Source organism: Paracoccus lichenicola (assembly GCF_009708075.1).
Lineage (GTDB): Bacteria > Pseudomonadota > Alphaproteobacteria > Rhodobacterales > Rhodobacteraceae > Paracoccus > Paracoccus lichenicola.
The window spans coordinates 1-22,191 of the sequence record NZ_WMBT01000008.1 but is presented as its reverse complement, the minus strand read 5'-3'; the positions used below and the strand labels follow the sequence as shown (position 1 = coordinate 22,191).

Here is a 22,191-nt window from a genome sequence, read left to right as displayed (position 1 = left end):
TCGTCCCCTTCTCAGCGCGTGGGATAGGTGAAGGCGGCGCGGGAAATCAGCGCGAACAGCGACATCACGAACCAGGACAGCGCCAGATACATGGCGGTGATGGTGAAATAGACCTCGAAGCTGCGGAAGGTGTCGCCGTCGATGCGTTGCGCCACGCTGGTGAGTTCAAAGGCGGAAATCGAGGTGGCGATGGATGTCGTCAGCGTCAGCAGGATGAACTGGCTGGCGAGCGAGGGGAACACGGCGCGCAGCGCGGGCTTCAGGATGATCTTGCGGAAGATCTCGCCCTGGCGCAGGCCCAGGGCCAGCCCGGCCTCGGTCTGGCCCGTGGGGATGCTTTCGACGCCGCCGCGGATGATCTCGATGGCGTAGGCGCCGCCGTTCACGCCGAGCGCGATGATCGCGGTGACGGTGGGGTTCAGCCGCAGGCCCGCCAGCGGCATGGCGAAGAAGATGAAGAAGATCTGCACCAGGAAGGGCGTGTTGCGGATCAGTTCCACGAAGGCGATCACCAGGGCGGACCCGATGCGGCTGTCCGACCGGCGGACCGCCACGCCAAGGACGCCGATCACCAGCGCCAGGATCATGCCCGACACCGCCAGGAACAGCGTTCCGCCAAGCCCCATCAGCAATTCGGGCCAACGCGCCCAGACGACGCCGAAGTCCAAGGTCATTGGTTCCCCCCTCCCAGGTGGCACAAGTCAGGCGTTGTCACCCCTCGCATCGAAAGGTGACCGGGGACGGGTGTTCCGTCAAATACCAATCCCGGCATTTTCCTAACATGAGGTTAATTCCCCGAAAAGCGACCAGCGTCGTTCCCGTCTGGCGGGCCTGCCGGTTTTGGCCGATCATGGGGGTATTTCCGGCGAAAGGGCCAGCCATGACCAATCCCTGCATCATCTGCGTGGCGATCACCGGGTCGCTGCCGACCAAGGACAACAACCCCGCCGTCCCCCTCACCATCGACGAACAGATCGAATCCACGCACGAGGCCTTCGAGGCGGGCGCGACCATCGCCCACTGCCATGTCCGCGACGATCAGGGCAAGCCCACCAGTGACCCCGACCGCTTCGCCCGGCTGAAGGAAGGGTTGGAGAAGCACTGCCCCGGCCTGATCGTGCAACTGTCCACGGGCGGGCGGTCCGGCGCGGGCCGGGCGCGGGGCGGGATGCTGCCGCTGCGGCCCGACATGGCGTCCTTGTCGGTGGGGTCCAACAACTTCCCGACCCGCGTTTACGAGAACCCGCCCGACCTGGTGGACTGGCTTGCGTCCGAGATGCTGGTCTATCAAGTGAAGCCGGAAATCGAGGCGTTCGACCTGTCCCACATCCTCAAGGCCCATCAGATGTGGAAAGCGGGGCAGATCAGGGACCGGCCCTATGTGCAGTTCGTGATGGGGGTCAGGAACGCCATGCCCGCCGACCGCGAGGTGTTCGACTATTACATCCACACCGTCAAGCGCCTGTTCGGCGAGGACGCGCCCTGGTGCGCGGCGGGGATCGGGCCGGCCCAGATCGTGCTGAACGAATGGGCCATTGGCGCGGGCGGCCATGCCCGCACGGGGCTGGAGGACAACGTGCGCCTGGACCGCGACCATCTGGCCCCCTCGAACGCCGCGCTGGTGCGCCGCGCGGTCGAGATCGCCGAAAGGCATGGCCGGCCCATAGCCACCTGGCGGCAGGCGCGGCAGATCCTGGGGTTGCGGATGCCGCAGGCGGCTTGATCCATAACTGCCCGGATATGACACGACGTGCAAATATCATGCCCCCGGCTAAGGGTGGCGCTTTGCCGCAGGGCCGGGGCGTGGTAAGCCCCCGCGGGGGATGAGGACGCGTCACGGATCGTGGCCACGGTGGGGAAACCCGTCACCATCCCCCCATGGGAAGGAGACAAACGTGACACCCATTTCTCAAGGCACTGCGGCGCGTGCCGTCGCGATCCTGTGCTGGATCGCCGTTGTCCTGGACGGCTTCGACCTGGTCGTGCTGGGCGCGCTGATCCCCACGCTGACCGGGGGCGACGTGCCCTGGATGACCCCCGCGCAGGCGACCTTCGTGTCCACCATCAGCCTTGTGGGCATGACGCTGGGCGCGCTGTCCATCGGGATTGCCACCGACTGGCTGGGCCGGCGCAAGATCATGATCTTTGCCGTGCTGGTCTTTTCGCTGCTGACCCTGGCCTGCGCCTTCGCGCAGAACTATGTGCAACTGGGCATCTTCCGCTTCCTGGCGGGCTTCGGCCTGGGCGGCTGCCTGCCCACGGCCATCGCCATGGTGACCGAATTTTCGCGTGGCCGGGCGGGCAAGGCCTCGACCACGGTGATGACGGGCTATCACGTGGGGGCGGTGGCGACCGCGCTGCTGGGGCTGATCGTGCTGCCGTCGCTGGGATGGCGGGCGATGTTCGTGGTGGGCGCCATTCCGGGCTTCATCCTGGCGCCCGTGATGATGCGGATGCTGCCGGAATCGCCGTCCTTCCTGATCGCCGCCGGACGGCGCGCGGAAGCCCAGGCCATTGCCGACAGCCACGGCCTGACCCTGCCCGACGCCCCGCCGGTCCCCGAGGAGCGCGCGTCCCTGGCCACCCTGTTCCGGGGCGCGTTCCTGCGCAATTCGGTCGCGATCTGCGTGACATCCTTCATGGGGCTGCTGCTGGTCTACGGGTTGAACACCTGGCTGCCGAAACTGATGGTCGCGGCGGGATACAGCCTGACGGGCGGGCTGTGGCTGCTGCTGCTGCTGAACGCGGGGGCGATCGCCGGGCTGCTGGTCGCGGGCCGCGTGGGCGACCGCATCGGGCTGAAACTCGCCGCCGTCGCCTGGTTCCTGTGCGGGGCCGTGCTGCTGGCGGTGCTGTCGGTGCGGATGGGACCGGCGCTGCTGTATCCGATGGTGTTCCTGACCGGCTGCTTCGTCTTCTCGGCGCAGGTGCTGGTTTATGCCTTTGTCGCGTCGAACTATCCGCCGGGCGTGCGGGCCACGGCGCTTGGCGTGGCGGCGGGCGTGGGACGCCTGGGCGCCATCGCCGGGCCGCTTGTGGGCGGCACGCTGGTGTCCATGGGCATCGGCCATCCGTGGGGGTTCTATGTCTTCGCGGTGGTGGGATTGCTGGGGGCCTTGGCCCTGGCGCAATCGGTGGTGGTGCGCCAGAAGCTGTAACCGGCCAGGGGGCGCAGGCAGCGCCCCTTTGCTATTCGGGGGTGCCGATCCGCCTGACCTGACCGGCAAGCTGGATCGCCGCCGCCAGCGCCCGCCCCGTGGCCTGCGCCATGGGCGGCAGGACCATCCATTCCAGCGCCCAGGCCGCGCCCGACCGTTCCTGTTCGTGGATCATGGCCTGATGGATCAGGGCAAGCTGCCCCGCGTTGAACCGCGCCAGCGTCACCAGCAGTTCCGCCAGGACCGGGTTCTGCTTGTGCGCCATGGCCGACGAGGTGCCGCCGCCCGACAGCTCGATCTCCTCGATCCCCTGCTGCGCCATCAGCGCCACGTCCTGGCCCATCTTGCCCAGGGTTCCCGTGACCAGCGACAGGATGCCCGCGAACTCGGCCACCCCGTCGCGCATCGCGTGCCAGGCGCGGGGCGGGTTTTCCAGGCCAAGCGCCGCCGCCATGTCCGCCGCCACGCCAACCGCCGCATCGCCCAAGTCGGCACGGTCGCCCGAGGCGCCGCCCAGTTGCAGCCGCGCGACGCGGGGGCGGGCCTCGGCGATGCGCGCCCGGTGATCGGCCAGGGGCAGAAGCCAGGGCGCGATGCGGTCGGCCACGGTGATGGGGGTCGCGGCCTGCATCCGCGTGCGGCCCATCAGCGGGCGGGCGCCGAAGCGGGCGGTCAGCCCCTCCAGCGCAACGGTCAGGTCAGCCAGCCGCGCATCCACCAGCGCCAGCGTGTCGCGCATCGCCATCGCGGTGGCGCTGTCGATCACGTCCTGCGAGGTCGCGCCCTTGTGGACCGCCCCCGCCGCATCGCCCGCTGCCGCCTTCATCTGCCGGACCAGGCGCGGCACGACCACGCCGTCCTGCCCGGTGCCCGCCCGCAGGTCGGCCATGTCGAAGCCCATGCCCTCGATGGCCCGCGCCGCATCTTCACCCTTGTCGGTCAGCCCCGCCCGGCCAAGCGCGCGGCTGAAGGCGGCCTCGAAGGCGCGCATCCCGGCCAGTTGCGCGTCGGGCGACCAGAAGGCAGCCATCTCGGGATCGGCGAACAGCCCGCCCAGCCAGGGATGGTCGAAAACGTCGCTCATGTCCTGTCCTTCCATGCGAAAGCGGCGCGAGGGTGGCCCCCGCGCCGCTTCTCTCAAATCCGGCGGTCAGATGTCCAGGAACACCGTCTCGCCCTCGCCTTGCAGGCGGATGTCGAAGCGATACCTGCCGTCGCCGATCTTCTTCGCGATCAGCGTGTCCACGCGGGGGCGCTGCTCGATGCGGGACAGCAGGGGGTCGCCCTCGTTGTTCTCGTCCTCGAAATAGATGCGGGTTTGCAGGCCGATGTTGATCCCCCGCGCCACGATCCAGATCGAGACATGCGGCGCGAAGGCCCGGCCATGGCGCGACGGAACCCGGCCCGGCTTGACGGTGCGCAGCGTGAATTCCCCCGTCACCGCATCGGCGGCAAAGCGGCAATGGCCGCTGACGGCGGGGTCCGCGCCCTCCTGGCCCGCGAACTTGCCAGACGCATCCGCCTGCCAGCTTTCGATCAGCGCGTCGCGCAAGGCCCAGCCGGTGCCGTCATAGACCGACCCCACGATCTCGATGATCTGGCCCTGGGCGCCGTCGGAAATGGGCGAGGTGCCGATTTCCTCGTCGTAATACCCGGCGTTCCCGGCATAGGTCGGCATCAGGCCGATATGGACATAAGGCCCGGCGGTCTGGGACGGCGATTCGGGCAAATAGGTCAGCGGTTGGACCATCTCACATTCCTTCCGGCTTGTTCTCGAACATGGTCTGGCGGCGGCCGCGCAGCACGATGTCGAACTTGTAGGCCAGGTAATCCAGCGGCCGCGAACGGGCCATGTCCAGGGGCGCCACCAGCCGGTCGAGTTGCGAGCGGTTGCGGATCGTTGCGGCGATGGGGCACAGCGGGATCAGCGGATCGCCCTCGAAATACATCTGGGTGATCAGGCGCTGGCCGAAGCTGTGCCCGAAGACCGAGACGTGGATGTGCATCGGCCGCCAGTCGTTCCCGCGGTTCGGCCAGGGATAGGCGCCGGGGCGGATCGTCAGGAACTGATAATAGCCGTTCTCGTCCGTCAGCGCCCGCCCGCAGCCGCCGAAGTTCGGATCCAGCGGCGCCAGATAGGTGTCCTTCTTGTGGCGGTATCGCCCGCCGGCATTGGCCTGCCAGATTTCCACAAGCGTATTGGGGACGGGCCGGGCGTTTTCGTCCAGCACGCGCCCGTGCATCAGGATGCGTTCGCCCACGGCGGGGGCCGCGCCCTTGGTCCAGTTCAGGATCAGGTTGTTGTCCAGCGCGCCGAAGCGGGAATGCCCGAAGGTCGGGCCGGTTTCCTCGGACGGGCCGGATTCCATTGACAGCAGCGGCAGGTTCGGGGACCGCGCCACGGACGTCTTGTAGTCGGGGTAATACGCAACCGGGTGCGCCTCGCGGTTGCGGGGGATCAGCGGGCCAAGGTCGTTCATTCGGATGCCGCCTCCATCTCGGCATAGGTTTGTTTCGCCAGCTTGATGGCGTGGTTCGCGCGGGGGACGCCGGCATAGATGGCGACGTGCTGGAAGGCCTCCATCACGTCGCGCTTGGATGCGCCGGTGCGGGCGGTGGCGCGGACATGCATGGGGATTTCCTCGAAATTGCCGGTCGCGGCCAGCAGGGCCAGGGTCAGCATGGACCGTTCCCGTTTTGTGATCGCGTCGGACGACCAGACGGTGCCCCAGGCGGATTCGGTGATCAGGTCCTGGAACGGCCCGTCCAGGTCGGACTTGGCGGCCTCGGCCCGGTCCACATGGGCGTCGCCCAGGACCGCGCGGCGGGTTTTCATGCCTTGGGCGTGGCGGTCGGTCATGGGGCGGTCCTTTCCAGGAAATCGGCCAGCAGGCGGGCGGTGGCTGCGGGCTGTTCGACGCAGGGGATATGGCCCGCGTCGGGGATGACGTGGAAATCCGCGCCGCACAGGGCGGCGGTCGCGCGGACCAGATCGGGCGGGGTGGACCCGTCCTGGTCCCCCGCCATCGCCATGACGGGCAGGCGCAGGGCGCGGGTGCTTTCCGTCAGGTCGGCGCCTGCAATCGCCGCGCAGCAGCCGGCATAGCCCGCGACGGATGTGCGGGTCAGCATGTTGCGCCACAGGGCGAATTCCGGGTTCGCGGCGCGGAAGGCGGGGGTGAACCAGCGTTCCAGGATCGGATCCGCCAAGGCCGCGATGCCGTCCCGGTTGATCGTGTCGATGCGGTCCTGCCACATGGCGGCGGTGCCGATCTTGGCGGCGGTGTCCATCAGCACCAGCGCGCGGACCAGATCGGGGCGTTTCGCCGCAAGCCCCTGGCCGATCAGCCCGCCGATGGACAGGCCCACGAAGGTGATGTCGCGCAAGGAAAGCCCGTCGCAGACAGCTTCGGCATCGGCGACCAGCTGGTCCAGCGCATAGGGCGCGGGCGTGGCGTCGGACAGGCCGTGGCCGCGCTTGTCGTAACGGACGATCCGCAGCCCTACGGGCAGCAGCGGCAGCAGCGCGTCCCAGACACGCAGGTCGGTGCCCAGCGAATTGGCCAGCATCACCACGCGGCCATCACGCGGGCCTTCGTCGCGGATGTGCAGGGTGATGTCGGATGTGGAAATGGTATGCATTCTGTCCCCCCTTGGCGCCCGTTATCGCATGACAGGGCAGGCGATGAAAATTATAATGATGCAACGCCGCCATAACCTGCAAGTTATCCATGCTGCATTCCCACCTGCGCCTGCGCCACCTGCGCTGCTTTCTGGAAACCGCCCGGTTGGGCAGCCTGTCGGCTGCGGCAGACGCGCTGCATGTTAGCCAACCCGCCGCGTCCAAGACCATCCGCGAACTGGAGGACATCCTGGGCGTGCGCCTGTTCGACCGGTCCGGGCGCAAGCTGGTCCTGACGCCAGCGGGGCGGGTTTATCAAACCCATGCGGGCGCGGCGCTGGCCGATCTGGAACGCGCGCAAACGCTGGTGCTGTCGCCCCCGGCCGAACGCCCGCGCCTGCATGTGGGCGTCTTGCCCACGGCGGCGACGGGCCTGGTGCCGCGCGCGGCGCTGGCGTTCCGGGACACGCGGCCCGACGTGCTGCTGGACGTGATGACCGGGCCGAACTGGCTGCTGCTGTCGCTGCTGCGCGAGGGCCAGCTGGATCTGGTCGTGGGCCGGATGCCGCCCGCAGGCAATACCGAAGCGTTGACCTTTCGCCGCCTGTATTGGGAACGCGTGGTGCCGGTGGTGCGCGCGGGCCATCCGCTGCTGCGGGGGGAGTGGGACCATGCCGATCTGGCCTGCCACCCGCTGATGCTGCCGCCTGCGGGGGCGATGATCGCCGCGTCGGTGCGAAGCTGGCTGCATTCCGTGGGCATCACCGACCCGCAGCCCGCCTTCGAGAACGTCTCGCTGGCCTTCGGGCGCGAGGTCGTGACGCGGTCCGACACCGTCTGGTTCATCTCCGAAGGCGTTGTCCGCCCCGAGATCGAGGCGGGCGCCCTGGTCATCCTGCCCATCCGCAACGAGCTTCTGGGCGGCCCGGTGGGCATATCGCTGCGCGACGGCGACGATCCGCGCCCCGAGGCGCAGGGGTTCATCGCCGCGCTGGAGGCCGCCGCTCAGTAAGGCAGGCCCACGTAATTCTCGGCCAGGTCGCGCCGGGCGGTTTCCGACTCGGCCAGATGGGCCAAGGTGGCGCGGCGCATCCGGGCGGCAAAGCTGTCCTCGCCGTCGAAGCGGTGCAGCATGGTCGTCATCTGCCAGGAAAAGCGCATGGCCTTCCAGATGCGGGCCAGGGCGCGGGCGGAATAGGCGTCGATGCCGGTCTGGTCGCCCTTCAGCGCGGCGATCAGAGCGTCGTGCAGGTAGAAGACATCCGACACCGCCAGGTTCAGCCCCTTGGCCCCGGTCGGCGGCACGATATGGGCGGCGTCGCCCACCAGGAACAGCCGTCCCCACCGCAGCGGTTCGCTGACGAAGCTGCGCAGGGGAGCGATGGATTTCTCGATCGACGGTCCCGTCACCAGCCGCGCGGCGGCGTCGGAGGGGATGCGGCGGCGAAACTCGGTCCAGAAGCGGTCGTCGGGCCAGTCCGCGACCGTATCCGTCAGCGGCACCTGCACATAGTATCGCACCAGGCTTTCGCTGCGCATGGACGCCAGGGCGAAACCGTGGGGCGAGTTGGCATAGATCAGCTCGTCGGCCACCGGCGGCGTGCGCGACAGGATGCCCAGCCAGCCGAAGGGATAGACGCGCTCGAACTCCTGCCGCTTGTCCGCCGGGATGGTCTTGCGGCTGACGCCGTGGAAGCCGTCGCAGCCCGCGACATGGGCGCAGGTCAGGCGGCGGCGCTGGCCATCGACGGTGTATTCGACCGAGGCCCGCGGGCCGTCCAGATCAAGGATCCGCACGTCCTGCACGCCGTGGATGATCGTCGTGCCCATCGCGTCCTGCGCGGCATAAAGATCGCGCGTCACCTCGGTCTGGCCATAGACCATGACCCGCCTGCCCGTCAGCCCCTTGAAGTCGATATGGACCACCCTGTCCGCATCCGTGATCAGCGTGCCGTCATGGGGGATCCCCTCGGCGTCCATGCGCGCGCCCACGCCCGCCTCGCGCAGAACCTCGACGCTGCCCCATTCCAGGATGCCCGCCCGGATGCGCGACAGCACGTGATCGCGCGTGCCGCGCTCCAGGATCACCGTGGCGACGCCCGCCCGGTTCAGCAGTTGCGACAAGAGCAGGCCCGAAGGCCCGCCGCCGATGATGACGACCTGAGTGTCCATGAGCGCGCTTCTCCCTGTTCCGCGTTGCCGCTTATGCTGCACGCGGGGCCTTGCGCGAATGGACGGGACCGGCGCGCACTGGTATCTTTCGGGCATGAGGACAGAATCCGCCATTCCCGCCTTTACCCTGTTTGGCGAAACCGGCGCCTTTCCCGATGTCGTTCATTGCGAGCGGATCCGGGACCGGGCGGGCCTGCACGACTGGATCATCGCCCCGCATCGCCATGGCGACATGGTGCAGGTCTTCCTCATGCGGAAGGGATGCGCCGCCGTCCGCATCGACGGACAGGACGACAGGCTGGCGGACGGAGAGTTCCTGTTCCTGCCGTCACTATTCGTGCATGGCTTCACCTTCGCCCAGGGCAGCGAGGGGCTGGTCTTGTCCTTTCCGCTCAGCATCCTGTCGGGCGCGGTCTCGGCCTCGGGCGAGTTGACGCGGCTGCTGTCGCGGCCCCTGCGCCAGCCTGCGGACGACCGCATCGCGGAGCTGGCGCGCCAGATCCACCGCGCCTTTCGCGACACGGGTCCGTTCCGCGCCGGGCTTCTGGTCAGCCTGTCGCAGGCCCTGCTGATCTCGGTCGCGGAAATCGCCGCACGGCACGGGCAGGCCGTCGCGCCGCTGGCCCGCCGCCGGATGGAGGAGTTCGAGCGGCTGATCCTGCAACACATGGCCGATGGCTGGGGCGCGGCCGACCATGCCCGCGCGCTGGCGATCACGCCGGGGCACCTGAGCCGCATCTGCCGGGCAGCGACCGGCCAGGGCGCCACGCGCCATATCGAGACCGTGCTGATGACCGAGGCGCGCCGGCTTCTGGCCTTCACCCGCCTGCCCGTGGCCGAGGTGGGCCACAGGCTGGGCTTCGACGACCCGCCCTATTTCTCGCGCCGGTTCCGGGTGGCGACGGGCGAGACGCCCTCGGCCTATCGGCTGCGCCTTGCCTGAGCGGCCCGGGGGCATCACGAACGCTCCAGCCGCAGGGCCAGCCGCGACACGGCGGCCTTGACGACGACCGCGATCCCGACCGTCGCCGCCAGGGCCGCGAACATCGCGTCGATCTTCATGCGCCCGGCCCCCTGGATCATCAGCGCGCCCAGGCCGTGCGATCCGCCGACCCATTCGCCCACGATGGCCGCCGCCGGGGCATGAACGGCGGCGATCCGCAGCCCGCTGGCCAGGTCGGGCAGGGCGGCGGGGATGCGGACGATCCGCATGGCCTGCACGGACGTGGCGCCCAGGCTGTCGGCCAGCTCGCGAAACACCCGGGGCGTGCGCGACAGCCCGTCCCCAAAGGCCGAGGCGACCGGAAAGAACACCGTCAGCGCCACGATGGCGATCTTGGGGGCGATGCCATAGCCCAGCCACAGCGTCAGCAGCGGCGCGAAGGCAAAGACCGGCACCGTCTGGCTGATCGTCATCAGCGGCATCAGGGCGCGGCGCAGGGGCGCCAGCAGCCCCATGGCCAGCGCCATCAGGACGCCCAGGGCCGCGCCGAGGACGAAGCCCGCGCCGATCTCGGCCCCGGTGACCAGGGCCGCGCGGGCCAGGGCGGCCCGTCCGTCGATCATGGCCCGCGCGACCGCCAGCGGCCCGGGGAGCAGGAAGCGCGGGATCTGCAGGGCCGTGACCGCACCCTGCCACAGCAGCACGAAGACCGCCGCGAACCGGATCACCCGGCAGGTGTCCGGAACGGCGGGAAGCGGGCGTCCCGGCTCATGCGCCGGGATCCATGGCCAGGGCGCTGACCGGCAGCACCGAGTCGATCAGGCCTGCGTCGCGCAGGAAGGCCTCGAACCGGGCATAGCGGGCGTGGTCCACCGCGCCGGGGCTTTGCGAGAAGCGCGGCAGGGTCGCGGCCCAGGCCTGCCGGTTCAATTCGTCGTCGAGGTCGGGATGGGCGTCGCGGAAGACCTGCCAGGCCGTGTCGGGGTGGTTGAGGATGTGATGCGCGCCGCGTTCCAGGGCGGCGACAAAGCGCGCGGTCGCGTCGGGGTCCATGGTTTCGGGATTGGCCAGCAGGATCAGTTCGTCATAGGCGGGGATGCCGTTTTCCTCGACGAACAGGCAGCGGCCCTCGGCCCCTTCCAGCCGCATCTGCGTGATCTCGAAATTGCGGAACCCGCCAAGCGTGGCATCGACCTGGCCCGTCATCAGCGCGGGCGACAGCGACCAGCCGACATTGACCATCTCCACGTCGTCGATGGACAGGCCTGCCCCCGCCAGCATCGCGCCCATCAGCGCCCTTTCCATCCCCGGCACCGAATAGCCGATCCTGCGGCCCTTCAGATCCGCGACGGATTGCACCGGCCCGTCGGCCATCACCGTCACGCAGTTCAAGGGCGTGGCGACCAGGGTGGCGATGCGGGTCAGCGGCAGCCCTTCATGGACCTGCAGGTGCAGTTGCGGCTGGTATCCCACGGCCAGATCCACCTGCCCCGAACCCAGCATCCGCGCCGGATCGGACGGATCGGCGGGGGCGGTGATCTGCACCGTCAGGCCGGCATCGGCGAAGAAGCCCAGTTCCTGCGCCACGATGATCGGCGCGTGGTCGGGGTTCACGAACCAGTCCAGCATCAGCGACAGATCCTGCGCGGCGGCAGGGGTGGCAAGCAGGGCAAGGGCCAGGGCGAGGGGCTTCATGGGGCGTCTCCAAGGGCGATCAGGGCAATCTCGCCCGGCCAGTCGCGGCGCAGGCGGTCGGCGGCGGTCCAGGCCCGCAGGCCCGAGCGGCAGGCGAAAACGACGCGCTGCCCCTCCGCCGGATGCAGGCGGTCCGGCTGGCGCAAGGCGTGGGGGACGAAGGGCAGCGGGGATTCCTCGGGACCGCGCAGATCGACGGCCAGATCGTCGGGGCGCATCTGGCTGGCGGCGATGAAGCGGTGGCCGGTTTCGGGTTCGGGGGCGCCGTCGAAGCGGAAGGAGGCGGGCCGCAACCCGTCGAAGCGGATCATCTGGCCCAGCGGAGTCGGTCGCAGCCCCAGCAGCACCGCCATCGCCATCTGCGCCTGCAACGCCCCGATCAGGCCCGCCATCGGTCCCATCACGCCCGCTGTCGCGCAGGTGCCCGCCTGCGCGGGAAGGTCGGGAAACACCGCGCGAAAGGACGGCGCGCCGCCGCAAAAGCCACCCGCGAAGCCCTGGGTGCCCAGGACCGAGGCCGCGATCAGGGGGCGGTTCGCGGCAAGGCAGGCGTCCGACAGCGCATAGGTCGCGGCAAAGCTGTCGGCGCAGTCCAGCACCAGATCGGCCCTCGCCACGAGATCGGGCGCATTGGCCGGATCCAGTCGCGCCACCAGGGGCATGACCGTGGTATCGGGGTTCAGCACGGCCATTTCCACGGCGGCGGCCTGCGCCTTGGGGGTGCCCAGGTGGCGGCCATAGATCGGCTGGCGGTGCAGGTTCGAGATCTCGGCCCGGTCGGGATCGACCAGGGTGATGCAGCCCACCCCCGCGCCGGTCAGGTATTGCAGCACGGGAACGCCCAGGGCGCCCGCGCCGACCACCAGCACCTGCGCGGCGGCAAGCCGGGCCTGACCCTCGGTGCCGATCTGCGGCAGGACGGTCTGGCGCGCATATCTCATGCGGCGACCTCCAGCCATTCGCGGATGCGCGCCGAAGGGTCGGGGTTCAGGGTGATGTCGGTCACGGCGGCGGCCACGTCCGCACCTGCCGCAAGCGCCAGCCGCGCCCGCTCCGGCGTCAGCCCGCCTATGGCGCAGAGGGGAATGTCGCCGATCCGCGCCTTCCAGCCAGTCAGCTTCTCCACACCCTGCTGGTGCCATTTCATCGGCTTCAGGATCGTCGGCCAGACCGGGCCAAGCGCCACATAGTCGGGCCGGCAGGCCAGCGCCCGGTCCAGTTCCGCCTCGTCATGGGTCGAGATGCCAAGCCGCAGCCCCGCCGCGCGGATCGCGGGCAGGTCGGCGTGGTCCAGATCCTCCTGCCCCAGATGCACGAAGCCGCAGCCCAGATCCATCGCCAGCCGCCAATGGTCGTTGACCACGAGGATCGCGCCGTAATGGCGGCAAAGGTCGCGGGCGCGGGCGATCTCGGTTTGCAAGGCGTCATGGGGGCGGTCCTTGATGCGCAGCTGCACCAGCCGCACGCCAAGCGGCAGGGCGCGGGCGATCCAGTCGGCGCTGTCAAAGATCGGGTAGAAGCGCGGCAGCGTCACAGAAACGCCCGCCCGATCACGGGGGTCGAAGGGATGGCCATGTCGGTCCGCTCCATCGGGTCAGCGAGGTATGCGGCGCGTCCGGCCCGAATGGCGTCCGCCATGGCCCCCGCCATCGCGGCGGGGTCGCCCGCGCGGGCCACGGCGCTGTTCAGCAGCACCGCGTCATAGCCCATCTCCATCGCCGCCGCCGCGTGGCTGGGCAGGCCGATGCCCGCATCGACGACCAGAGCCACGTCGGGGAATGCCGCCCGCAGCGCCCGCAGCCCGTGGGGGTTGTTCAGCCCGAGGCCCGATCCGATGGGCGCGCCCCAGGGCATCAGGACCTGGCAACCCGCATCCAGCAGGCGTTCGCAGACGGTCAGATCCTCGGTGCAGTAGGGAAAGATCTTGAAGCCGTCGCCGGAAAGGATGCGTGCGGCCTCGACCAGGCCGAAGACATCGGGTTGCAGCGTGTCGGCATGGCCGATCACCTCGAGCTTGATCCAGTCGGTGCCGAAGACCTCTCGCGCCATTTGCGCGGTGGTGACGGCTTCGCGCGCGCCGTGGCAGCCTGCGGTGTTGGGCAGCAGGGTCACGCCCAGGGACCGGATCAGCGCCCAGAAATCCTGCCCGCCGCCTGCTTCCCGGCGCAGGGACACGGTGGCGATGCCCGCGCCCGACCGGGCGAAGGCGTCAGCGAGGGTCTGGGGCGAGGGATAGCCCGCCGTGCCCAGCATCAGCGGGCTGTCGATGGGGGTGCCATAGAAGACCGGCATCGGCTCAGCCCCCCTGCATGGGGGCCAGCGCCTCGATGGCGTCGCCGTCGCGGATGGGCGTCGTCTTGCGCAACGGGGCGGGAATGAACGTGCCGTTCAGCGCGGTGGCGATGCGGCCGCTCAGGCCCGCCTCGGCCAGGGCTTGGGCCAGCGTGGTGGCGGCGGTATCGCGCGGGGTGCCGTTAAGGGTGATCCGCATCCATGAACTCCGGTCTGGTCTGGTGTTGAAGGTGGTCGGCCACCATGCGGGCCACCGCAGGGGCCAGCAGGAAGCCGTGGCGGTAAAGGCCGTTGGCGTGGATGACGCCCCCCACGCGGCGGATGCGCGGCAGGTTGTCGGGGAAGGCGGGGCGCGCGTCGGCGCCCAGTTCCAGCACCTCGGATTCGGCAAGGGCGGGGTGCAGGGCGAAGGCCGCGGACAGCAGTTCCAGCACGGCGCGCGCCGTGGGCGGGCCGCGCCGGTCGCTTTCCAGCATCGTGGCGCCCAGCATGAACACGCCGTCGCCGCGCGGCACCACGTAAAGCGGCATCCGGGGATGCAGCAGGCGGACCGGGCGGGAGAGCGTAATCTCGGGGCAGCGGATCACGGCCATTTCGCCCCGGACGCCGCGCAGGTCGCGCAGGGCGTCGCGGGCCGAAAGGCCCCGGCAGTCGATGACCTGACCGCTGGCCTGCTGGCAGCGGCCAAGGCGTTCGGACAGGATCGCCAGGGCCTGGCGCGGGGCCAGATGCGCCTCGTCCGCGAAGAACAGGGCGCGGGTGAAGCGGTCTGCCAGATCGGGTTCCAGCGCGGCGATGCCGGGGGCGTCCAGCGTGCGGTGGCCCCCGCTGCGCCGGGCAAAGCGCGACAGCGCCCCTGCATCGCGCGCCAGGCTGACCACCAGCGTGCCGTTCCGCGTGACGGGAACGCTCTGGTCCTGCCACCAACCGGCGGCGGACAGCCCGTGGCGCGTCACCGCCGGATCGGCATTCTCGCCCTCGCACCAGGGGGCGAGCATTCCGCCCGCCCACCACGAACAGGCTTGGGGACCGGGCGCGTCGTCAAGGATCGCGGCGGGGATGCCGCGCCGGGTCAGCTCGGTGGCGATGCAGAGGCCCATCACGCCCCCGCCAAAGACGGTCACGGTCATGCCGCCGCCCCCGCCCGGCGCGGCCAGAGGGCGTGGAAATGATGCACGGGTCCGTTGCCCCCGCCCACGGCCAGGTCGTCGGCGGCAAGGATCGCGCCGTGTAGCCAGTCATGCGCGCGGCCCACGGCGTCTGCCACCGCAAGCCCCTGGGCCAGCCCCGCCGCGATGGCCGCCGACAACGCGCATCCGGTGCCATGGGTGTTGCGCGTGCGGATGCGGGGCGAGGAAAAGCGCGCGGTGCCGTCTGGACCGGCCAGCAGGTCGGTGCAATGCGCGCCTGCGGCGTGGCCGCCCTTCATCAGCACATGGCCGGGACCAAGGGCGCGCAGGGCCTGGCCTTGCGCAAGGGCCGCGGCCTCGGTGCCCGCCGGTGAAACACCCAGCAGGCGGGCGGCCTCGGGCAGGTTCGGCGTCAGCACCCGGGCCAGGGGCAGCAGGTCGCCCAGCAGGGCGGGGATGGCGTCGTCCCCCATCAGCACGTCGCCGGACTTGGCGACCATCACCGGGTCCAGGACGACGGGGACGGGGCAATCGCGCAGCGAGGCGGCAACGGCGGCGATGGCGGCGGACGATCCGACCATGCCGATCTTGATCGCGTGGACGGCGATGTCGTCCAGCACCGCGTCGATCTGCGCCCGGATCAGGTCCGGCGGCAGCATGTGAACGGCAAGGACGCCCCGGGTGTTCTGCGCGGTCACGGCCGTGATGGCGCTGGCCCCATAGCAGCCAAGCGCCGACACGGTCTTGAGATCCGCCTGGATCCCGGCGCCCCCGCCGCTGTCCGACCCGGCGATGGTCAAGACGGTTCGTGTCATCTGCCCCTCCTTCGGCATGGGGCATGACGGGGGGAAGGGCGGCGGCAGACGGGATGCGGCAACGGGGCGGCGCGTCTGCCTATCCGTTCCCTCCGCCGGCATGACCCGGATCAGGTTCGATGGGTCGGTGCCTTGCACCTCTCAGCCCCGCGACGGGACGCCCCAACGGATAGTGTCGGCGCGACCCTAGCGGGACGGGGCGGGGTCGTCCAGTGCCTTCGCGCCAAGGGTCCCGGGCGATTCTTCTTGCCGGATTGCAACTTGGGGGCCAGTCTTGACCCTGACACCTGATCGGGGGCCGACATGTCACAAGCACATCCTGCCGGGACGCCGCAACAGCCCGAACTGCACCGCGTCATGGGTCCGAAGCTGCTCTTGCTGTTCATCGTCGGCGACATCCTGGGGACGGGCGTCTATGCCCTGACCGGCACCGTCGCGGCCGAGGTGGGGGGTGCGGCCTGGGCGCCCTTCCTGGTGGCCTTCCTGGTGGCGACGATCACCGCCGTTTCATACCTGGAACTGGTGACGCGCTATCCGCAGGCGGCGGGGGCCGCGCTTTACGCGCATCGCGCCTTCGGCATCCACTTCCTGACCTTCCTTGTGGCCTTTACGGTCATGTGTTCGGGGATCACCTCGGCCTCGACGGCGTCGAACGCCTTCGCGGGCTTCCTGAACGACGGCTTCGGCCTGGGCCTGGCCAAGGGCAGCACCGGCATCCTGGTTCTGGCGCTTGGCTTCATGGCGCTGGTGGCGGCCGTCAACCTGCGCGGGGTGGGCGAAAGCGTCAAGGCGAACGTCGTGCTGACCTGCGTGGAACTGACCGGGTTGCTGATGATCATCTTCGTGGGCCTTTACGCCATGGCGCAGGGCCGGGCGGATTTTTCCGAAGTGATGGTCTTCCAGTCGTCCGCCGAAAAGGGCGCCTTCCTGTCCCTGACCGCCGCCACCGCGCTGGCCTTCTTCGCCATGGTGGGCTTCGAGGATTCGGTCAACATGGCCGAGGAGGTCAAGGATCCCGTCCGCATCTTTCCGCGCATCATGCTGACCGGGCTGGCGATCACGGGGGTGATCTATGTGCTGGTGTCGATCTGCGCGGTGGCGCTGGTGCCGGTGGGGGATCTGTCGAACCCCGACAAGGGATCGGCGCTGACGCAGGTGGTGCGGGCGGGTGCGCCGAACCTGCCCTTCGACACCATCTTTCCCTTTATCGGCATGTTCGCGGTCGCCAATTCGGCGCTGATCAACATGCTGATGGCCAGCCGGCTGATCTATGGCCTGGCCCGCCAGGGGGTGCTGCCGCACGGCCTGGGGCTGGTCCACCACACCCGCCGCACGCCCTGGGTGGCGATCCTGTTCACGACCGTGCTGGCCTTCGGGCTGATCTGGTTCGTGGTCACGCGGTCCGACCTTCCGGCGGTCAGCCTGCTGGGGGGCACCACCTCGCTGCTGCTGCTCTGCGTGTTCACGGTGGTCAACATCTCGCTGATCGTGCTGCGGCGCCACCCGGTCGGGCACGAGCATTTCCGCGCCCCCCGGTTCCTGCCCTGGATCGGGGCCGCGACCTGCGCCTTTCTGGCCGGACCCTGGGCGCGCAGCGCGGCGCAGATGGACCAGTACCGCATCGCGGGATGGCTGCTGGTGCTTGGCATCGTGCTGTGGGCCGCGACCTGGCTTTGGAACAAGGCGCGCCGCAAGCCGTTCCCGGGAAGCCTGGGCGACATCGAGCGGATGCGCGAGCATCACGGGGATGCGCCGCGCAATTGATCCCGGCGGAAGGATGGCCGGACAGCACCCGGAGGACAGATGGACCGCGACAGCCTGGAACTGAGATCGACCGTTTCCGCAGACGGCACGCTGCGGCTGTCCCTGGAACCCGTCAGCCTGCCGGACCCCGGCCCCGGGCAGTTGCTGGTGCGGGTCGAGGCCGCGCCCATCAACCCCTCGGACCTGGGGCTGATGTTCGGTCCCGCCGACCTGTCCACCCTGGCCCGCGACGGCGACGGGCTGACCGCGCGCATCCCCGATGCGGCCATGCCCGGCCTGCGCGCCCGGATCGGCCGGTCCATGCCCGTGGGCAACGAAGGGGCGGGCACGGTGGTCGCGGCGGGTCCCGACCAGCAGCACCTGGTTGGGCGGCGGGTGGCGATGCTGGGGGGCGCGATGTATGCCCGGCTGCGCCTGATCGGGGCGGGGGATTGCCTGGTCCTGCCCGAGGGCGCCGGGGCCGAGGAGGGGGCGGCGCTGTTCGTCAACCCGCTGACCGCATTGGGCTTTGTCGGGACGATGCGGGCCGAGGGGCACAAGGCCATCGTCCACGCCCCCGCCGCGTCGAACCTGGGCCAGATGCTGGTGCGGATCTGCCAGGCCGACGGCATCGGCCTGGTCAACATCGTGCGCAGCCCCGAACAGGTCGCCCTGCTGCGCGGCCTTGGCGCGGCGCATGTGGTGGACAGCAGCGCGGCCAGCTTCCCCGGCGACCTGACCGAGGCCATCGCCGCCACCGGCGCCACCCTGTCCTTTGACGCCATCGGCGGGGGCGAGACGACCAGCATCGTCCTCAACGCCATGGAGGCGGTGGCGGCGCGCGACGCCAGCTATGGCCTTTACGGCTCGGCCGTGCCGAAGCAGGGCTATATCTATGGCGCGCTGGATCTGGGTCCCACGATCCTGCGCCGCGGCTTCGGCTTTAGCTGGAGCGTGGGCGGCTGGCTGCTGTTCAACGTCCTGCAACGCCTGGATCCCGCCATAGTCGCGCGGATGCGCCAGCGCGTGGTGGACGAGAGGACGACGACCTTCGCCAGCCATTACACCGCGCGCATCCCGCTGGAGGGGGTGCTGGACCCCGATACCGTCGCGGCCTTCGTCCGCAAGGCCACGGGCGCGAAATACCTGATCACGCCTTAAGGCCCGTCAGTTCACCCGATAGGGGATCGGCTCGGCCAGGCGGGTTTCCAGAAGGTGCCCGTGTTCGGACAGGATCGGATAGGCGACCTTGACCAGCAGCGAGTTGATCTCCTTCAAGGCGCGCACCACCTGCAGGTGGATATCGCTGGTGTCGATGCTGTAGGCGTTGCCGCTGCGCAAGCGCGACAGGTGGCGGTCGTGGCAGTCGCGTTCCATCCGCCGCAGCACCGCCTTTTCGGCGACCAGATGCCGGGCGCTTTCCACGTCGCTGGACACCAGCACGTTCAGCGCGATCTGCATGTTCGCCATGACCCGGTCGTGCAGGGCGGTCAGTTCGCGCCATCCCTCGTTCGAGAAGCGCAGCCGGGCGCGCCTCTTGCCGGTCGCCTGGACCAGCAGGTTGCCGGCGATCAGGTCGCCGATGGCCTCGAAGTCGATGGCGAGGCTGGCCAGTTCCAGGCCGCGCCGCGCTTCCTCGGCGGTCAGCTCGGCCCGGTTCACCTCGGCGATGAACAGCGTGATGTCGGTGTGGCGGCGGTTGATCTCGTCGTCCATGCCGCGCAGGCGGGCGATGCGGCGTTCGTCGCCGGTTTCCAGAACCTCCATCACCGGGCGCAGCATCGCTTCCAGCGTCTCGCCCATCCGCAGCAGTTCCCGCTGGGCGCTGGCCAGCGCCAGGTTGGGCCGCGACACCAGGGCGCGGTCCAGCGCGCTGCGATAGCCGCCGTTCGCCATGTCGGGTTCCGCCGGGGTGGGCCAGAGCTGCGCCGTCAGCCGTTCCGCCAGTCCCGCAAGGGGCAGGGCCGCGACCAGCAGGGCCAGGTTGAAGACGACGTGAAGGTTGACCAGTTGCACGCCCGCCTCGCCCCCCAGCCAGTGCAGCGGCACCAGCGGCAGCAGCAGCAGGACGGACAGCGCGCCGATGCCGCGGAAGATCAGGTTGGCCAGCGGGATCCGCCGGGCCGGAAGGGGCGCGCCCCGGGTCAGCCAGACGGCGACCAGCCCGCCCCCCAGGTTCGCGCCCAGCACCATGGGGGCCGCCGCCTCGACCGACAGAAGGCCGCCTGACGCGAAGCTTGCGACGATCAGCAGCGTGGCGACCGAGGAATGCAGCCCCAGGGCCAGCAGGGCGGCGAGGGTAAAGGCCGTCAGCGGATCGCCCGCCAGCCATTCGGCCAGCTGCGGCAGCACCGCGCTTTCGCGCAGGGGCAGGGTGGCGTCCCCGATCATGCGCAGGGACAGAAGGATGAAGGCGATGCCCAGCACGATCCGCCCCGCCTGCCGAACCTGCCGGCGTTCCGATTTCAGGAACAGCGTGGTGCCGGTCAGGATCAGCACCGGGATCAGTTCGCCCAGGTCGAAGGACAGAAGCTTGACCACCAGCGCCGATCCCAGATCCGCGCCCAGAAGCGCCGCGATCCCGACCTTGATCCCCATCAGGCCGGACGCGGCAAAGCCCGTCGCCAGGATGCCCACGGCGGTCGCGCTTTGCAGAACGACCGCCAGCCCCACGCCCACCGCCGCCATGCCCGCGACGCTGCCGCCCGCCTGCCGCATGGCGCTGCGCAGGCCCGCGCCGAAGGCCCGCTCGACCCCCGTGCGCACCATCCTGACGGCCCAAAGCAGCAACATCACGGCCGCGCCGAGGTGGATCAGGACAAGGAAAAGGTGCATGGCGCGCTCCGCGGAATGATGGTGCAAGGTTAGGCGTTCAGGGGGAAAAGCAAATCGCGAATCGCGGGGCGGCGTTCACAAGGCCCCCGCCAGACGCAGGGCCAGCCCCGCCCCGGCGCAGCCCGCCAGCACCGCGACCGGCCCCAGGCGGAACCGGAACACCGCGACCAGCGCCGCCACGACCAGCAGCAGGGCGGCGGGGTCCAGGGTGCGCCAGACCGGCCAGTCCAGCGACAGACCCCAGGCCTCCAGCGGCCGGACCTGCCGGAACAGCACATGCAGCCCGAACCAGACCGCCAGGTTCCCGATCACCCCCACCACCGCCGCCGTGATCGCGCTCAGCGCCGCCGACAGGGCGTGGTTGTCGCGCAACCGCTCGATGAAGGGGGCGCCCAGGAAGATCCACAGGAAGCAGGGCACGAAGGTCACCCAGGTCGTCAGCAGCCCGCCCAGCGTGCCCGCCAGCAGCGGCGGCATCGCCCCCGGATCGCGCAGCGCGCCCATGAAGCCCACGAACTGCGTGACCATGATCAGCGGTCCCGGCGTGGTCTCGGCCATGCCCAGGCCGTCCAGCATTTCGCCCGGGGCGAGCCAGCCATAGGTCTCGACCGCCTGCTGGGCGACATAGGCCAGCACCGCATAGGCTCCGCCGAAGGTGACCACCGCCATGACGCTGAAGAACCCCGCGATCTGCGAGAACACGTTGCCCGGCCCCGCCAGCCCGAACAGCGCCGCCACCGGCACCAGCCACAGCGCCCCGAACACGGCCGAGACGCGGATGGCCCCGGCCCGGCTGACCTGCGCGTGGTCGGGCACCTCCTCGCCCAGCAGGGTTTCGGCATCGGCCACGGGGACGCCGCCTGCCTTGCCATGGCCCCCGCCGCCGTGGAACGCCGCAAGCCCGGCCCGCGCGCCCGCGAAGCCGATCAGGCCCGCGGCCAGGATGATGACCGGAAACGGCACGCCCAGGGCGAAGATCGCCACGAAGGACGCCGCCGCGATGGCGATCATCGGGCCGTTTCTCAGCGCGCGCGAGCCGATGCGGATCACGGCCTGCGCGACGATGGCCAGAACGGCGGCCTTCAGCCCGAAGAACAGCGAGTCCAGCGTGCCGGTCTGGCCCCAAAGCGCATAGATCCAGGACAGCGCCATGATCGAGACCAGGCCCGGCAGGACGAACAGCAGCCCCGCGACGATGCCCCCCAGGGTCCGGTGCATCAGCCAGCCGATATAGACCGCCAGCTGCATCGCCTCGGGTCCGGGCAGCACCATGCAGAAGTTCAGCGCGTGCAGGAACCGCTTCTCGCCCAGCCAGCGCTGTTCCTCGACCAGGATGCGGTGCATCAGCGCGATCTGCCCCGCCGGTCCGCCGAAGCTCAGAAGCCCGATGCGCGCCCAGATGCGCGCGGCCTGGGCAAGGGTCGGATAAGGCTGATCCTGTCTCATGCGTTTCCCCGGCACGTGATGCGGATGTCGGCATGGCCGAAGGCCCAGAACATCCACGGTTCCAGCAGGCGTCCTTGCCCGGCGAAAGGCAATGATCAAAAAATTTCGGCTTTCCGCATTTTTTCTCTTGCACCCTCGGTACGGCGGGGCTATCTAGCGGTTCTCGAAGGAACGGGCCAGACGGAACGGCGCTTCGGGAAGACAATTCTGGGAATAGATGACCGGACGGTGCGTCGTGAGAGTGGCGCTGGTTCCGTGATTTTGGTCCCCCTGCTTTTTGACATCACTGGATATCTGAAGGGATATGTGGGCGGTTTGGTCGTTGGACGACTGAGGAGCT

24 protein-coding genes and 1 riboswitch are annotated in these 22,191 nt (G+C 69.7%); of the genes, 7 read left to right on the top strand and 17 right to left on the bottom strand.

Annotated features, from left to right (window positions below):
- Positions 1 to 11 precede the first annotated feature (11 nt).
- Positions 12 to 674: an amino acid ABC transporter permease gene (locus GIY56_RS12835; RefSeq protein WP_154765251.1), complete on the bottom strand. Its 663-nt coding sequence runs from the start codon at positions 672 to 674 to the stop codon at positions 12 to 14.
- Between the two features lie 206 nt (positions 675 to 880).
- Between GIY56_RS12835 and GIY56_RS12830 the strand changes: the two genes are divergently transcribed.
- A complete protein-coding gene (locus GIY56_RS12830; protein ID WP_154765250.1) occupies positions 881 to 1,723 on the top strand; it encodes a BKACE family enzyme in 843 nt (280 codons plus the stop codon).
- A 172-nt stretch (positions 1,724 to 1,895) separates the two neighbouring features.
- Entirely contained in the window at positions 1,896 to 3,158 is a 1,263-nt protein-coding gene (locus GIY56_RS12825; protein WP_328288542.1) for an MFS transporter, read from the top strand.
- Positions 3,159 to 3,189: 31 nt separating this feature from the next.
- Here the strand turns inward: GIY56_RS12825 and GIY56_RS12820 are convergent, their stop codons facing one another.
- The 5 genes from GIY56_RS12820 to pcaD form a co-directional block, all read right to left on the bottom strand.
- The gene (locus GIY56_RS12820) at positions 3,190 to 4,242 is read right to left on the bottom strand and encodes a 3-carboxy-cis,cis-muconate cycloisomerase (protein WP_154765248.1); all 1,053 of its coding nucleotides are present in this window, start codon (positions 4,240 to 4,242) and stop codon (positions 3,190 to 3,192) included.
- Between the two features lie 66 nt (positions 4,243 to 4,308).
- On the bottom strand, positions 4,309 to 4,908 hold the full coding sequence (gene pcaG, locus GIY56_RS12815; RefSeq protein ID WP_154765247.1) for a protocatechuate 3,4-dioxygenase subunit alpha: 600 nt from the start codon (positions 4,906 to 4,908) through the stop codon (positions 4,309 to 4,311).
- Position 4,909: 1 nt separating this feature from the next.
- Entirely contained in the window at positions 4,910 to 5,638 is a 729-nt protein-coding gene (pcaH, locus tag GIY56_RS12810; protein ID WP_154765246.1) for a protocatechuate 3,4-dioxygenase subunit beta, read from the bottom strand.
- Complete coding sequence (gene pcaC / locus GIY56_RS12805; RefSeq protein WP_154765245.1) at positions 5,635 to 6,018, bottom strand: 4-carboxymuconolactone decarboxylase; 384 nt, start codon at positions 6,016 to 6,018, stop codon at positions 5,635 to 5,637. The genes pcaH and pcaC overlap by 4 nt, the downstream gene beginning before the upstream one ends.
- Entirely contained in the window at positions 6,015 to 6,800 is a 786-nt protein-coding gene (pcaD, locus tag GIY56_RS12800; protein ID WP_154765244.1) for a 3-oxoadipate enol-lactonase, read from the bottom strand. The genes pcaC and pcaD overlap by 4 nt, the downstream gene beginning before the upstream one ends.
- Before the next feature lie 89 nt (positions 6,801 to 6,889).
- Between pcaD and GIY56_RS12795 the strand changes: the two genes are divergently transcribed.
- Positions 6,890 to 7,792, top strand: a complete 903-nt coding sequence (locus GIY56_RS12795; protein WP_154765243.1) for a LysR substrate-binding domain-containing protein — start codon at positions 6,890 to 6,892, stop codon at positions 7,790 to 7,792.
- Here the strand turns inward: GIY56_RS12795 and pobA are convergent.
- Positions 7,786 to 8,952, bottom strand: a complete 1,167-nt coding sequence (gene pobA / locus GIY56_RS12790; RefSeq protein ID WP_154765242.1) for a 4-hydroxybenzoate 3-monooxygenase — start codon at positions 8,950 to 8,952, stop codon at positions 7,786 to 7,788. The two genes, GIY56_RS12795 and pobA, sit on opposite strands and share 7 nt — an antisense overlap.
- Before the next feature lie 94 nt (positions 8,953 to 9,046).
- Here pobA and GIY56_RS12785 point away from each other — a divergent pair, with 94 nt between their 5' ends.
- Complete coding sequence (locus tag GIY56_RS12785) at positions 9,047 to 9,895, top strand: helix-turn-helix domain-containing protein (protein WP_230312508.1); 849 nt, start codon at positions 9,047 to 9,049, stop codon at positions 9,893 to 9,895.
- A 14-nt stretch (positions 9,896 to 9,909) separates the two neighbouring features.
- On the opposite strand, the gene GIY56_RS12780 is transcribed toward GIY56_RS12785, so the two are convergent.
- Genes GIY56_RS12780 through thiD form a run of 8 tightly spaced genes read right to left on the bottom strand, consistent with a single transcriptional unit; the run spans position 9,910 to position 15,827 of the window.
- A complete protein-coding gene (locus tag GIY56_RS12780; protein ID WP_328288541.1) occupies positions 9,910 to 10,623 on the bottom strand; it encodes an ABC transporter permease in 714 nt (237 codons plus the stop codon).
- A 40-nt stretch (positions 10,624 to 10,663) separates the two neighbouring features.
- Positions 10,664 to 11,590 carry an ABC transporter substrate-binding protein gene (locus GIY56_RS12775; RefSeq protein ID WP_154765240.1) on the bottom strand — a complete coding sequence of 309 codons (927 nt, stop codon included), beginning with the start codon at positions 11,588 to 11,590 and terminating at the stop codon, positions 10,664 to 10,666.
- Positions 11,587 to 12,531 (bottom strand): HesA/MoeB/ThiF family protein, encoded by a 945-nt coding sequence (locus GIY56_RS12770; protein WP_230312507.1) that lies wholly within the window; start codon positions 12,529 to 12,531, stop codon positions 11,587 to 11,589. The genes GIY56_RS12775 and GIY56_RS12770 overlap by 4 nt, the downstream gene beginning before the upstream one ends.
- Entirely contained in the window at positions 12,528 to 13,124 is a 597-nt protein-coding gene (locus GIY56_RS12765) for a thiamine phosphate synthase (RefSeq protein ID WP_328288540.1), read from the bottom strand. The genes GIY56_RS12770 and GIY56_RS12765 overlap by 4 nt, the downstream gene beginning before the upstream one ends.
- On the bottom strand, positions 13,121 to 13,882 hold the full coding sequence (locus tag GIY56_RS12760; protein WP_154765238.1) for a thiazole synthase: 762 nt from the start codon (positions 13,880 to 13,882) through the stop codon (positions 13,121 to 13,123). Before GIY56_RS12760 ends, GIY56_RS12765 begins: the two co-directional genes overlap by 4 nt.
- Positions 13,883 to 13,886: 4 nt before the next feature.
- Positions 13,887 to 14,081, bottom strand: a complete 195-nt coding sequence (thiS, locus tag GIY56_RS12755; RefSeq protein ID WP_154765237.1) for a sulfur carrier protein ThiS — start codon at positions 14,079 to 14,081, stop codon at positions 13,887 to 13,889.
- The gene (locus GIY56_RS12750; protein ID WP_154765236.1) at positions 14,065 to 15,012 is read right to left on the bottom strand and encodes an FAD-dependent oxidoreductase; all 948 of its coding nucleotides are present in this window, start codon (positions 15,010 to 15,012) and stop codon (positions 14,065 to 14,067) included. The genes thiS and GIY56_RS12750 overlap by 17 nt, the downstream gene beginning before the upstream one ends.
- A complete protein-coding gene (gene thiD / locus GIY56_RS12745) occupies positions 15,009 to 15,827 on the bottom strand; it encodes a bifunctional hydroxymethylpyrimidine kinase/phosphomethylpyrimidine kinase (protein ID WP_154765235.1) in 819 nt (272 codons plus the stop codon). Before thiD ends, GIY56_RS12750 begins: the two co-directional genes overlap by 4 nt.
- Before the next feature lie 70 nt (positions 15,828 to 15,897).
- Positions 15,898 to 16,002: riboswitch (TPP riboswitch) on the bottom strand.
- A gap of 128 nt (positions 16,003 to 16,130) precedes the next feature.
- Between thiD and GIY56_RS12740 the strand changes: the two genes are divergently transcribed.
- Together GIY56_RS12740 and GIY56_RS12735 are read left to right on the top strand one after the other, a co-directional pair.
- Positions 16,131 to 17,591 (top strand): APC family permease, encoded by a 1,461-nt coding sequence (locus GIY56_RS12740; RefSeq protein WP_230312506.1) that lies wholly within the window; start codon positions 16,131 to 16,133, stop codon positions 17,589 to 17,591.
- A 39-nt stretch (positions 17,592 to 17,630) separates the two neighbouring features.
- Positions 17,631 to 18,731: a zinc-binding dehydrogenase gene (locus GIY56_RS12735; protein WP_154765234.1), complete on the top strand. Its 1,101-nt coding sequence runs from the start codon at positions 17,631 to 17,633 to the stop codon at positions 18,729 to 18,731.
- A 6-nt stretch (positions 18,732 to 18,737) separates the two neighbouring features.
- Here GIY56_RS12735 and GIY56_RS12730 read toward each other — a convergent pair whose 3' ends face one another.
- Positions 18,738 to 20,405, bottom strand: a complete 1,668-nt coding sequence (locus GIY56_RS12730) for a Na/Pi cotransporter family protein (protein ID WP_154765233.1) — start codon at positions 20,403 to 20,405, stop codon at positions 18,738 to 18,740.
- 75 nt (positions 20,406 to 20,480) lie between these two features.
- Positions 20,481 to 21,851 carry a chromate efflux transporter gene (gene chrA / locus GIY56_RS12725; RefSeq protein WP_154765232.1) on the bottom strand — a complete coding sequence of 457 codons (1,371 nt, stop codon included), beginning with the start codon at positions 21,849 to 21,851 and terminating at the stop codon, positions 20,481 to 20,483.
- Between the two features lie 18 nt (positions 21,852 to 21,869).
- Here chrA and GIY56_RS18570 point away from each other — a divergent pair.
- Positions 21,870 to 22,191: hypothetical protein (locus tag GIY56_RS18570; RefSeq protein WP_230312505.1), on the top strand; the 322-nt coding region annotated here is incomplete at its 3' end.